This window comes from Brachybacterium paraconglomeratum (genome assembly GCF_003994255.1).
In the GTDB taxonomy this organism is placed as follows: domain Bacteria; phylum Actinomycetota; class Actinomycetes; order Actinomycetales; family Dermabacteraceae; genus Brachybacterium; species Brachybacterium conglomeratum.
Genome location: NZ_ML133869.1, coordinates 1 through 12160, shown reverse-complemented (window position 1 = coordinate 12160; position 12160 = coordinate 1). Strand labels below are relative to the sequence as shown.

Genomic DNA, 12160 nt, shown 5'->3' with positions numbered 1-12160 from the left:
TGCATCCAGCGAGACGAGAACTACTCGGAGACTTCCCCAGTCACCGGAGCAGCACCAAACAGGTACACCCCAGCAGGACAGTTACTGGCCAATCATTTACGGTTCCCAGTAGGGCTCAAAAGTGCACTTTTGCGACACATCCGTCGCACTGGGTATACCTGAGCGTGACAGTCGCTCTCCGAGCGTTCGCCCCTTAACATCGTCGAATGATCATCGCGGTTGAGGGTCCAAGTGCTGCCGGGAAGACGACCTGGTGTCGAAAGGCCGTGGACGAGTTCATCGGCGAGTACGTGCCGACAGGGGTTGAACCTGACGGGAGTGACCCGGAGCACCAAGCAAGGTACTGGACCGGGGTCAACGCAGATCGCTGGTCACAGGCGATCGAGCTCGAGCACCGGGCGGGGCTGGCTGTGTGCGACAGCGATCCTCTCAAGCTGCACTACTCATGGTGCTTGGCGCGTATCGGCGCGGCTCCCATTTCGCGCTTCCTCCATGAGCTGACCTTTGTACGTGAAGCGATGAGTCGGCGGCAGCTCGGGTTCGCTGACGCCATCCTGGTAACGCTCCCGAGCGAAGCGGTTCTGAGACGGCAGAAGGACGGCGACGCGACTCGCTCCCGGCGAACGTTCGAGCTGCATGCTCGGCTACGAGGCCCCCTCGAGCAGTGGTACCGATCGATGGATCGTCTACGTCCTGGCGCCGTCATCTGGGACCTTCAAACCACGGCGGTCGGAGATCTATCCACAACGCTGCGGCCTGATCGCCGATACGACGTTGAGCTGCTCGATGCGCTCGTATTCGAGCTACCGCGGATTGGCTGACCCCAACCGTTTGTGACACGGGCGTTGCCGCTTGGCGGCCCGGCCCCTTCGTCTCGCTCTAGTTCGTTGACCAGCCCATTGGGAGTAAGTCGGGAAGGGGATCACTGGGGAGCCTTCCGTAGGTCAGCACGTCGTGGCGCTCTCCGTCGATCAGGAACTTTTCACGTTCCGTGCCTTCATGGATGAATCCTGCGGCCCGTGCCACGGCGCCCGAAGCGGGGTTGTTCGCTCGATGCCCTAGCTCCAAGCGCTCGAGGCCCCACCCGGCATCACTGACGGGTCCCAGCGCGGTAGTTGCGACGGTCGCTGCTGCCTGACTCGCAAGACCCCGACCACGCCATGCTGCATGCAGCCAGTAGAAGAACCAGCCCGTACGGTTCTCCTGATCGACCGAGATCCCAACGAGGCCGATCATGGTGCCCTGCTTGGCGCCCAGCGCTGCACTCCGCCGCGCCCCGTCCCGCAGCCACTCGACGTAGGCGCGCGCTGAGTCGAGGTCTCGAACCGGCCCCTGCCTCTAACAAACCCGGGGCGATTCACTTTTGTGACACATCTGCCGCACTGGGTATACCCCAACTGGGCATCGTCGCTCTTCTTCTACAGCGGTCTTCTGAGAGTGGCACTGCACTGAGCGCGGCGAGCACCGCGGTCCGAGGATCGAACCGTCGCGCTTCCATGGCCCGCGAAGCACGCGCGGACCCCAAGCGAGTTCGATCGCTACGTCTGCGCAGCGCTCGTGCTGATGTCCCCGGCCGTCACCGCAGCTGCAACCGTCAATCCGCTCGTCACACCCCATGCCGCAGGGTTACCCGCCTCAGCAGGGTCATCCACCACGAACCGCGAAGGGCCGGGTTACGGCGGGTGGCTGATCTCGACGCATCGACCGCTCGACACCGTGGCTTTCCTGAGGCACCGTGTTCGTACAGTTCACCTCACGGCGTCGGGAGCGAAGTTCATGGATGTCATCGTCATCGAGACCCCGCAGCTCGGGGATCGCAGCTACCTCGTCCACGACGGGCAGGAAGGACTGGTCATCGATGCGCAGCGCGACATCGACCGCATCGAGGAAGCGGCAGGTCGCGCGGAGGTCGGGATCGCACTCGTCGCAGAGACCCATATCCACAACGACTACCTCACCGGCGGCCTGGCCCTGGCCCAGAAGCACGGCACGCCCTACCTCGTCAACGCCGCCGATGAGGTCTCCTTCGAGCGCACACCGATCAGTGACGGCCACACCATCCGCGTCGGCCGGCTCACGGTGAAGGCGGTGGCCACGCCGGGGCACACCCACCACCACCTGTCCTACGTGGTCACCCACGGAGACGACGAGGCCGTGTTCTCCGGGGGCAGCGTGCTCTACGGATCCGTCGGCCGCACCGACCTGCTCGGCGAGGAGCACGCCGAGCATCTGACTCGGGATCAGTGGAACTCCGCGCGCCGGCTCGGTGATGAGGCGAGCGAACGGGCCGCCCTGTACCCGACGCACGGATTCGGGTCCTTCTGCTCCTCCGGTCCGGCCACCGGCGCTGACGAGTCGACTCTCGGCGAGCAGTTCTCCACCAACCACGTCTACACCGATTCCGACCAACTGCACTTCGTGCGCGAGCTGCTCGCCAATCTCACGGCTTACCCGAACTACTACGTCCATATGCAGCCCACCAATGCGGCGGGGCCTTCGGAACCGGATCTCGAGATCCCCGACCCACTCACCGCACAGGAGCTGACGGCGCGCCTGGACGCCGGGGAGTGGGTGGTGGATCTGCGTCATCGGGTCGCCTACGCCGCTGATCACCTGCATGGCACGGTCAGCTTCGAGTACGGGGACGGCGGGAGCTTCACCACCTTCCTGGGCTGGGTCTTCCCCTACGGCAGCCAGTTGACCCTCGTGGGCAGCCGTGACGGCGTCGAGAAGGCGATCCGGGACCTCTCCCGGATCGGTATCGACTCCCCCGACGCCGCCCTCGGCGAGGATCCCCGAGGCCTGGCACCGTCCGCGCAGATCTCGTCCTATCCGCGGGTCGACTGGCCCTCGCTCCTCGCCGACCGCCCGGAGGGCGAAGCGATCCTGGACGTGCGTCGGATCGAGGAGTTCCAGACATCGCACATCGATGGCGCGGTCAACATCCCGTTGCACGAGCTTCTGGTTCGGCTGGACGAGGTGCCGCCTGGCCGATTGTGGGTCCACTGCGGATCGGGCTATCGTGCCGGCGTGGGCGCGAGCCTCCTCGAGCGCGAAGGTCGCGACGTGGTGCACATCGACGGCAACTTCGACGACGCCGCCGGCGCCGGCCTGCCCATGGTCGGCTGACCACGGGCCGCCGGCATGAATGGCGCTGTGCATGATCGATGCCCGCACGGTCGGACCACCGGAGGAGACCTTCCCCTTCCGGCAGAGGCCAAGGGGGCGTGGTGCAGGCCCTCCAGATTCTCGGCGGGTGAGCTTTGTCCGCGACTGATCCGGTGCTCAGCACGGCTGGCCGGGGAGGGGTCGGGACGTCAGGCGGAGCGGCTCAACGTCGCCAGCGCTGCGCCCAGACGCGTGTCCGCGTCCTCAGCGACAACCCGGACCTGGTCGCTGTCGCTGAGCTGGACCATGACCCTCGGATCCATCGCCTCGACGAGGCTGCCGTCGCCACCGGCCCGGACGATCACATTGCAGGGCAGCAGTGCGCCCAGCTGCGGCTCTGCGGCGAGGGCTTGGCGAGCAAGGCTGGGGTTGCAAGCGCCGAGGATGATGTAGTCGCCGATCTCCTCGGCCGCATCTGCGTCGAGTTTCTTGGCGAACGTGGCGCGCATGTCGATCTCGGTGATGATCCCGAATCCCTGCTCGGACAGCGCTGCGCGCACGCTCTCGACGGCCTGCGCGTACGGCTGGTCGAGGGTGAGGTGATGCGTGTAGGTCATCGTCTTCTCCTTCGGGTCGTCGTGCCGGACCCCGATCATCTCGGGATTCGGGGTCTCAGGCCAGGGTCAAAAACAGCTTCTCGAGCTCCTTGCGGTCCAGATCCTTGTCCGGGCTGGTCATGCACTGCTCCATACCGCTGGCGATGATTGCGAATCCGGCGCGGTCCAGCGCCTTGGAGACGGCCGAGAGCTGGGTGACGACGTCCTTGCAGTCACTCCCCTCCTCGATCATCCGGGTGACAGCGGCGAGCTGTCCCTGAGCCCGCTTGAGGCGATGGATGACGGGAGTCATGTCCGAAGGGTCGAGTTCCATGGCGTTCTCCTGATTGAGGGGCGATGACTCGAGCATATACCCCCAGGGGTGTCTTGCATACCCCCTGGGGTATATGTCATTCTCTGTGGCGCGGGTGCAGCGCACCCGACGGTCGCCAGCCCGGCCACGGGGGCGACCGACTACGTGGAGAGGAAGCAGTCATGCCTGAGATCACCGTTGCCGAGACCGATGTCCGTCGCGTGCGGGACCAGATCGTCGATGTCCGCGAGGACGAGGAGGTCGCCGAGGGGACGATCCCCGGCGCGATCCACATCCCGCTCGGACAGCTCTCCGCGCGAGCGGGAGAGCTGGACCGGGAGCGGCCGGTGATCACGGTGTGCCGCAGCGGGCGGCGCAGCGCCCACGCGGCGGAGCAGCTCGAGGCCGCTGGATTCGATGCCACCACGATGGGTGGCGGGATGCTCGCGTGGCACGCCGCCGGCCTGCCGACCTCCTGATTCCGCAGCCCAGAAGGAGGCCTTCATGACGTTCACCCTCGTCCTCACCCTGTTGCTGGCGGTCCTGATCGGCGTCTCGCTCGGACTGCTCGGCGGCGGCGGCTCCATCCTGACCGTGCCGATCCTGACCTATGTGGCGGGACTCCCGCCCAAAGAGGCGATCGCCGCCTCGCTGTTCGTCGTCGGGACCACCTCGGCAGTCAGCGCCATCAGCCACGCCCGCGCTGGCCGGGTGCGGTGGCGCACCGGGCTGATCTTCGGTGCGGCCGGGATGGTCGGCGCCTTCGGCGGCGGGATCCTCGGCGGCTACATCCCCGGCACCGTGCTGATGATCGCGTTCGCGCTGATGATGGTCGCGACGTCGATCGCGATGATCCGCGGCCGCAAAGGCGCCCGCGCAAAGGATGCCTCCCCGCGCGAGCTGCCCACGGCGAAGATCGTGATCGAAGGGCTCGCGGTCGGACTCGCCACCGGCCTGGTCGGCGCGGGCGGAGGGTTCCTGGTGGTGCCCGCCCTTGCCCTGCTGGGAGGGCTGCCGATGCCTGTGGCCGTGGGCACCTCGCTGGTGGTGATCGCGATGAAGTCCTTCGCGGGACTCGCCGGCTACCTCACCTCCGTCTCACTGGACTGGGCCCTGGTGGGCGCGGTGACCCTCGCCGCGATCCTCGGCTCACTGCTCGGATCCCGCCTGGCCGGGCGGATCCCCGAAAACGTCCTGCGCAAGGGCTTCGGAGTGTTCGTCCTGGTCATGGGAGCCTTCGTCCTGGTCCAGGAGCTGCCAGGGATCGCCGGCACCATCGCCGGCGCGGTAGCGGTCCTGCTCGCCCTCGCCGCCGCCGGATGCTGGTTCCTCCTGCCGAGCTGCCCCCTGCGCGCGACGCGGCGGACCGCATGAGCGCCTCCGCTCCCCACGCACCCGGGCGCGTCCTCGCTCTGACGGAGACCACCTTCGGCTCCGCGATCCGTTCCCATGAGCTGGTCGTGGTGGACTTCTGGGCCTCCTGGTGCGCCCCGTGCCGGCGCTTCTTCCCCATCTTCGCTGCCGTCGCCGCTGAGCACCCGGAGGTGCTGTTCGCCTCCGTCGACACTGAATCGGAGCCCGGACTGGCGGCTGCCGCGAACATCCGGGCCCTGCCCACGCTGATGCTCTTCCGTGACGGGCTGCTGGTGCAGACCCATCAGGGCGGGCTCCGCGCCTCCCGCCTCACCAGGATGCTCGAGGCAGTGCGCGCCCAGGACATGGGTTCCGCGGGCGCGCCGGGCCCGGAGGCTGGTCAAGGGTGACCCATCGCGCCATCACTGCTCCGCTCCGATGGGGGCTGCGTGAGAACCTTCCCCAGTTCCTGCTGCTCGTGGCAGTCAACGCCCTGGTCGGGGCGACCCTCGGGCAGGAGCGGACCGTGCTGCCGCTGCTGGCCACTGAGGAGTTCGGGCTGGACCACTACTCCGGGGCGCTGACGTACATCCTCGCCTTCGGCCTGGCCAAAGCCGGCGCGAACTACCTCGCCGGCACCCTCAGCGACCGCCACGGGCGCAAGCCCGTACTGGTCGCAGGATGGGTGCTCGCCCTGCCGGTCCCGGTTCTGCTGATCCTGGCCCCGACCTGGGGGTGGGTCGTGGCCGCGAACGTCCTGCTGGGTATCAGCCAGGGCCTGACCTGGTCCACCACCGTGGTGATGAAGATGGACCTGGTCGGCCCCCATCGTCGCGGCACCGCCATGGGCTTGAACGAGGCCGCCGGCTACCTGGGGGTCGCCGGGACCGCTATGGCCACCGGATACCTCGCCGAGGTCTATGGATTGCGGCCTGCACCGTTCCTGCTGGGCGCCGCCTTCATCGCCCTGGGCCTGGGACTGTCGGTTCTCCTGGTGCGCGAGACCCGCGATCACGCGCGCCACGAGCCTGGCGGCGCTGAGGCGCCCGATAGGAAGGGCCGCAGCGACCGGGAGGTCTTCGTGCTGACCAGCTTCCGAGATCGGTCACTGTCCTCGATCAGCCAGGCCGGCTTGGTCAACAATCTCAACGACGGCCTGGCCTGGGGGCTCTTCCCCGTCCTATTCGCGACCGCGGGGCTGCCACTGGGGCAGGTCGGCGTGCTCGCGGCGGTCTATCCGGCCGTATGGGGCGCTGCGCAGCTGGTGACCGGGGCGCTGTCTGACCGGTGGGGCCGTAAAGGCCTCATCGTCGCCGGCATGCTCACCCAGGCGCTGGCCCTTGCCCTGATCGCTGCCGGTTCGAGCTTCCCGTCATGGCTCGGGGCGATGGCGCTGCTGGGCCTGGGCACCGCGATGGTCTACCCGACCCTGCTCGCCGGCATCGGCGATGTCGCCCATCCGTTGTGGCGGGCACGCGCGGTGGGCGTCTACCGGTTGTGGCGTGACGGTGGCTTCGCCGTCGGCGCCTTGGTCGCCGGCATCACGGCCGATGCCCTCGGGCTCGAGGTCGCGGTCATCATCGTGGCCGCTCTGACTGCTGCATCCGGAGTTCTCGTCGCGCTGCGCATGCGCCGCAACGACCACCTGCCAACCCCCGCATTGCATACCCCCAGGGGTACCTGATACCCTCGGGGGTATAGCTCGATTGTTATCGCCCACACCGCACAGGAGGAATCGTGCTTCTCGAACGCATCTATGACGAGGACCTGTCCCAGGCCAGCTACTTCATCGGCTGCCAGTCCCAGAGCGTGGCGCTGGTGGTGGATCCGCGGCGCGACATCCAGGTCTACCTGGACCTGGCCGCCCACCACGGGATGACCATCACCGCGGTGACCGAGACCCACATCCATGCCGACTTCCTCTCCGGCACCCGCGAGCTGGCCGCCGCCACCGGCGCCACCGCGTACGTCTCCGGCGAGGGTGGGGAGGACTGGACCTACGGCTTCGAGGCCGAGCTGCTGCACGATCACGACACGATCCAGCTGGGCAACATCACCGTCGCCGCCCGCCACACCCCAGGCCACACCCCCGAGCACCTGTCCTACCTCGTCACCGACGGAGCCTTCACCGACCAGCCCGGCTACTACCTCACCGGTGACTTCGTGTTCTCCGGCGACCTGGGCCGCCCGGACCTGCTGGACGAGGCCGCCGGCATGGAGGACACCCGCTTCGAGGGCGCCAAGCAGCTGTTCGCCTCGCTGAAGAACGCCTTCCTCACCCTGCCCGACCATGTGCAGGTCTTCCCCGGCCACGGCGCCGGCTCGGCCTGCGGCAAGGCGCTCGGCGCTCTGCCCTCGACGACCGTCGGCTATGAGCGGAAGTTCGCCTGGTGGGCCACCTACCTCGAGCGCGACGACGAGCAGGGCTTCATCGACGAGCTGCTCGACGGCCAGCCCGACGCGCACGCCTACTTCGCCCGCATGAAGCGCCAGAACAAGCGGGGTCCCGCGATCCTCGGCGACCGGCCCACGCCGGGAGTGGTCGGCGTCGAAGAGCTCACCCGCGGGCTCGAGGACGGTACCTACGCCCTCATCGACACCCGTCCCGTGGACCAGGTCCACGCCGGGACCGTGCCTGGCGCGCTGAGCATCCCCTCGCTCGGCAAGGCCGCCACCCACATCGCCTGGGCCTTCGACCCCGAGACCGATGACGCCGAGCTCGTCGTCCTCGCCGAGGACGCCGAGACCGCCACCGAGTACGGCGATCACTTCGTGCGCGTGGGAGTGGACTCCCTGACCGGCTACGTCACCTCCCTCGAAGGCCTGCCGACCACGGTCCCCGCGGTCGTCTCCCCGGCCCACCTGGAGGCGCTGCGCGCCGAGGACTCCACCGCCCTGCTGCTGGATGTGCGGAACCGCAGCGAGCACGCGGACGGCACCATCACCGGCGCCGAGCAGCTCTCGGCCGGGAAGGTGCTCTTCCACCAGGACGACCTGCCCGATCCCGGTGCGGGCCGCCTGATCACCTTCTGCCAGTCCGGTCTGCGCAACTCCGTGGCCGCCTCCGCGCTGCGCCGCGCGGGCCACGACGTGGTCGAACTCGACGGCAGCTACGCCGGATGGTCCCACTGGACCGCCCAGCAGCACGACCTCGCGACCACCGGGGAGGATGCCCGATGACGAATCCCCTGCAGATCGCCCCACGCACCGTCTCACCGGCCGAGCTCACCCGACGCCTCTCCGAGGACCCGGAACTCATGGTGGTCGATGTCCGCACTCCAGGCGAGTTCGAGACCACCCATATCCACGGCTCCTACAACGTGCCGCTGGACCTGCTCACCGAGCACACCGCCGACCTCGCCGAACGCATGCACGACCACGTCGTGCTGGTGTGCCAGTCCGGTGCCCGGGCGGGCAAGGCCTGCTCGGCTCTGCATGAGGCCGGCTTCGACGCGGTCGACGTGCTCGAGGGCGGCATCGCCGCCTACCAGGCAGCCGGCGGAACCGTGGTGCGCCGCGGAACCCGCTGGGCGATGGACCGCCAGGTCCGCATGACGGCCGGCTCCCTCGTTCTGCTCGGCACCCTGGCCGGCCAGCTGATCCACCCCCGCCTGGGACTGCTCGCCGGCGCCATCGGCGCGGGCCTGACCTACTCCGCCCTCAGCGACTCCTGCGCCATGGCCTCGGTCCTCTCGAAGATGCCCTGGAACCGCGTCGCACCGGACCCCTCCCTCGCAGCCCTCTTCGAGAAGGCACCCACGCAGGCCGCTTGAACCACCCCGCCATCACCGCTAGGAGAACCCCATGTGCAGAGCCACCACCTGCCGCACCTGCGGCAAGACCACCTGGGCCGGCTGCGGCCAGCACGTCGACCAGGTCATGAAGAACGTCCCCCGCCAGGACCGCTGCCCGGGCCACGCGAAGGAGGAATCCCGCGGAGGATTCTTCGCGCGGCTCCTCGGTCGCTGATCCCACCAAGCGCTCGACCTCAAACCGGGGCCCTCCACGAGCACTGACGCGCCCGTGGAGGGCCCCTCTCGGAGCAGAGCGCGCCGCACAGCATGGCGCGTATCAAACTAGGGCACTCCAGCGGAACAGTTACTGAGCGGTCGTTTACTGTTCCCGATAGGGCCCAAAAGTGCACTTTTGCGACACATCTGTCGCACTAGGTATACCCCAATACGGCACTCCTCGCGGCCCGCGCGGATCTACACCGCGCGGACTCTGGTCACCGGGAGTCAGACGCCGGGGTCGCCGGCATCTGCGACCTCAACTTCGTCGTCGACCCACTCGAACAGGTCACCTGGCTGACACTGGAGCACGCGACACATCGCATCCAGCGTCGACAGACGAACACCCTTGGGGTGACCGTTCTTCAGTACGGCGATGTTGGCCGGCGTGATGCCCACCCGATCGGCGAACTCCCCGACGCTTATCTTCCGGCGCGCGAGCTCCACATCGATCCGACTGACGATGGCCATCGCTCAGACAACCGCCTCCACCTCGACCTTCAGTGCCGTCGCTCGGACGAGCAGGCCTCTGAGGACAACGATCAGTAGACACTTCCCTAGCGCTGCGCTAGACTACGGAGCGCAGACCTCCCCCACACGTGTGGATCAGGGGGGTCTAGCTGTTTCTGGCGGCAGTCACATTGCGGTGGGTGCTCGGTTGGTATCGCGCGGCGACAGATACTCCTCGTACCAATCGTGAGCGAACGCGTGTTTTGGGATCTGCGCGATTGCTGCGTTGGCGCACCAGGCAACGTGGTCCGCCATCTGCATGAGTTGGGACGCCTTGGAATCGGTGTAGATCGGATCTTCTATGACGTGGCGCGTAGCGCGAGGGAGCGCGCGATGTGCGTCGCGATAGGTCGTCTCTGAGCCGTCGCCATCCATGAACACCATCGCCAGTGAGGTTGTCCCCTCCATCTCTGACTCGAATCGCGAGAGCAGGCGGCCGTATACGTCGGCGCGTGCTGCCGCTCCGGTCTCACGCGTGGCTTGGTGGTAGACCGCTCCAACCCGCAGTCCCTCGATCGAGCTCATTGTCTCGAGGCTGGCCCTTGCGACCTCGCCCCCGAAGTCCTTCCATAGCTCGACGCCGTCCTCCCGGACGAACTCCGGGGGGACGCTCTGTGAGATTCTGCCGCGACCCAGCGCGTAGTCCGTCATGTGCAGCTCCTCGGGAACCGGCACGGCGTACTGTCGCCACAGTCGCTTCCGGTGTGCCAGCCACTGCCCGAGAACGTTATGCCAGTGGTTCGGGCTGAACTCAATCCACCCATAGACGACAAACCCAGAGGCGGTGTGCCCGGAATCGTCCATATAGATGAGCCGGTCAAGTGTTCTCTGGGGCATGACCCCCAACTCTATGGCCGCCGAGGCGAGCCTGCATGCCCATCCCGTCGCCGGTTGGGCTGCCAGTAGTGTGAACAGCCATTATTGGCAGCCCTTGACTCCTGCGATTGCTGCATGGCGATCCGCTCCACGTCGCTGTGGTCGCGATCGTCGGTGGCGGCTGCGGGCATCGAGCCACACCTGTGGCCTGGGGCTTCGGGTGTGGCCGGCCCTACGTGCTGCGTCTGAGGACTATCGGTCCCGCGAAACTGAATGGTGAGGTGAACCGCGGTCGGTAGGCACGTGAGTCGACCGCTCCTATACGGCGCTACTTAGCGGCCGGCTTGCTGCTGAGTTCGTCTGCTTCTTCATCGGCGAGCGTTCCAACGAGCTCGGCGATCTTCACGACGATGTCCTCCATGGGCTCCTCCGCAGTGCTGAATCCACCACGTGATGCGAGCGTGGGACTTACCTGGTCAAGTTCATCGAACGTCACGCCATGCATGACCGGCACCAGGAGGTTGCGTCGCAGCAGGGCACTGAGTTCGTTGTTCGCGATGCTTCGGTCGGTGCGTAGTTTGTCGAGCATTGCGGGGGTCACCAGGACGAACCCCATGCGCGAACTCACGAGCCCCTTCTCGATGGCCACTCGCATATCGGTGCCAGGCCGAAGCGTCACCTCGCTGAACCATACCGAGACGCCTTCCCCGACGAGTAAGTCGTAGACGTCTTTCGCGTCTGCCTTGCGGTCGGGCCAGGCGTGGCATAGGAACACGTCATGCTCCTGAGTTCGTGCCACGGCCGCCGCACGGACGGGCCCTAGGTCGCGAACCTGCTGCGGCGTGTACGAGGCAGTCGACGCGCTCGGCTGCCAGGCCGGCCGGGTAGTGCGGCGTCCCCCGCCGCTGATGCTCCCGCTCCCGCTTCCACGGGCAGGCGCGGTCGGTGGTGGGTAGGACGGGTACGGCCGCGGCGGCGCGTAGCCGTACCCTCCGCGATGGCCATGAACTGGGCAGTCGGCGCCACCGCCCCTGATATGGCCCCGTACGGGCGCAGTGCACTGAGACATGTGTTCGATGTTACAGGCGACCTCCGACATGGCAACGAGGGTTCTCCCGAGCCCCGGGTTTCTTCGCTGTGGTTGAATCTCGCCTGCCCGCACTGACGTGATCTCGAAGGCCTGCACCCGGAGGTGCCTGTGGAGCCGCTCTCGATAGCTTCCCTCGCTGTAGCCGTTATCGCGGCAGGAGTGGCCATCTGGCAGGGTGTGTCATCCCACCGACAGCTCAACCTGGCGCGTCGCACTGAGGAAGAGACGAAGCGCGCTAGTTGAGTCCCCGATAGTGGTGTAGCGCGGTGGCCCTGTGATCGTCCCGGACAAGGACGCGGCCACCGTGTGATCCTTCGAGTGAACCTCTCACAGCACTCTCGAACGGAGTCATCACGATGACCGC

14 protein-coding genes and 1 pseudogene are annotated in these 12160 nt (G+C 67.2%); 9 read left to right on the top strand and 6 right to left on the bottom strand.

What is annotated here, in order from left to right:
* The first annotated feature begins 206 nt into the window (after positions 1-206).
* Positions 207-821 (top strand): nucleoside/nucleotide kinase family protein, encoded by a 615-nt coding sequence (locus DS079_RS16765; protein WP_126988899.1) that lies wholly within the window; start codon positions 207-209, stop codon positions 819-821.
* A 58-nt stretch (positions 822-879) separates the two neighbouring features.
* Here the strand turns inward: DS079_RS16765 and DS079_RS16760 are convergent.
* Positions 880-1314 (bottom strand): annotated as a pseudogene (locus DS079_RS16760) (GNAT family N-acetyltransferase); the annotation flags it as partial.
* A 462-nt stretch (positions 1315-1776) separates the two neighbouring features.
* Between DS079_RS16760 and DS079_RS16755 the strand changes: the two are divergent.
* Positions 1777-3129 (top strand): MBL fold metallo-hydrolase, encoded by a 1353-nt coding sequence (locus DS079_RS16755; protein ID WP_126988900.1) that lies wholly within the window; start codon positions 1777-1779, stop codon positions 3127-3129.
* A gap of 188 nt (positions 3130-3317) precedes the next feature.
* On the opposite strand, the gene DS079_RS16750 is transcribed toward DS079_RS16755, so the two are convergent.
* Both DS079_RS16750 and DS079_RS16745 read right to left on the bottom strand, forming a co-directional pair.
* Positions 3318-3725, bottom strand: coding sequence for a DUF302 domain-containing protein (locus DS079_RS16750; protein ID WP_094433168.1), 408 nt, complete (start codon positions 3723-3725; stop codon positions 3318-3320).
* Between the two features lie 55 nt (positions 3726-3780).
* On the bottom strand, positions 3781-4038 hold the full coding sequence (locus DS079_RS16745; RefSeq protein WP_094433082.1) for a metal-sensitive transcriptional regulator: 258 nt from the start codon (positions 4036-4038) through the stop codon (positions 3781-3783).
* Between the two features lie 161 nt (positions 4039-4199).
* Here DS079_RS16745 and DS079_RS16740 point away from each other — a divergent pair, with 161 nt between their 5' ends.
* Genes DS079_RS16740 through DS079_RS17200 form a run of 7 tightly spaced genes read left to right on the top strand, consistent with a single transcriptional unit; the run spans position 4200 to position 9339 of the window.
* A complete protein-coding gene (locus DS079_RS16740) occupies positions 4200-4496 on the top strand; it encodes a rhodanese-like domain-containing protein (RefSeq protein ID WP_094433084.1) in 297 nt (98 codons plus the stop codon).
* A 25-nt stretch (positions 4497-4521) separates the two neighbouring features.
* Positions 4522-5391, top strand: a complete 870-nt coding sequence (locus tag DS079_RS16735; RefSeq protein WP_094433087.1) for a sulfite exporter TauE/SafE family protein — start codon at positions 4522-4524, stop codon at positions 5389-5391.
* Positions 5388-5780 (top strand): thioredoxin family protein, encoded by a 393-nt coding sequence (locus DS079_RS16730; RefSeq protein ID WP_094433089.1) that lies wholly within the window; start codon positions 5388-5390, stop codon positions 5778-5780. The genes DS079_RS16735 and DS079_RS16730 overlap by 4 nt, the downstream gene beginning before the upstream one ends.
* Positions 5777-7054, top strand: coding sequence for an MFS transporter (locus DS079_RS16725; protein WP_229119706.1), 1278 nt, complete (start codon positions 5777-5779; stop codon positions 7052-7054). Before DS079_RS16730 ends, DS079_RS16725 begins: the two co-directional genes overlap by 4 nt.
* A 53-nt stretch (positions 7055-7107) precedes the next feature.
* Positions 7108-8550, top strand: a complete 1443-nt coding sequence (locus DS079_RS16720) for an MBL fold metallo-hydrolase (protein WP_094433091.1) — start codon at positions 7108-7110, stop codon at positions 8548-8550.
* Complete coding sequence (locus DS079_RS16715; RefSeq protein ID WP_094433093.1) at positions 8547-9143, top strand: rhodanese-like domain-containing protein; 597 nt, start codon at positions 8547-8549, stop codon at positions 9141-9143. Before DS079_RS16720 ends, DS079_RS16715 begins: the two co-directional genes overlap by 4 nt.
* Before the next feature lie 31 nt (positions 9144-9174).
* On the top strand, positions 9175-9339 hold the full coding sequence (locus DS079_RS17200; RefSeq protein ID WP_094433096.1) for a hypothetical protein: 165 nt from the start codon (positions 9175-9177) through the stop codon (positions 9337-9339).
* A gap of 269 nt (positions 9340-9608) precedes the next feature.
* Here the strand turns inward: DS079_RS17200 and DS079_RS16710 are convergent, their stop codons facing one another.
* From DS079_RS16710 to DS079_RS17535, 3 genes are all read right to left on the bottom strand, one after another.
* Positions 9609-9851, bottom strand: coding sequence for a helix-turn-helix domain-containing protein (locus DS079_RS16710; protein ID WP_094433098.1), 243 nt, complete (start codon positions 9849-9851; stop codon positions 9609-9611).
* Between the two features lie 165 nt (positions 9852-10016).
* On the bottom strand, positions 10017-10727 hold the full coding sequence (locus tag DS079_RS16705; protein ID WP_094433100.1) for a DUF3800 domain-containing protein: 711 nt from the start codon (positions 10725-10727) through the stop codon (positions 10017-10019).
* A 307-nt stretch (positions 10728-11034) separates the two neighbouring features.
* The gene (locus DS079_RS17535; protein ID WP_094433172.1) at positions 11035-11775 is read right to left on the bottom strand and encodes a toll/interleukin-1 receptor domain-containing protein; all 741 of its coding nucleotides are present in this window, start codon (positions 11773-11775) and stop codon (positions 11035-11037) included.
* Positions 11776-12160: the final 385 nt, after the last annotated feature.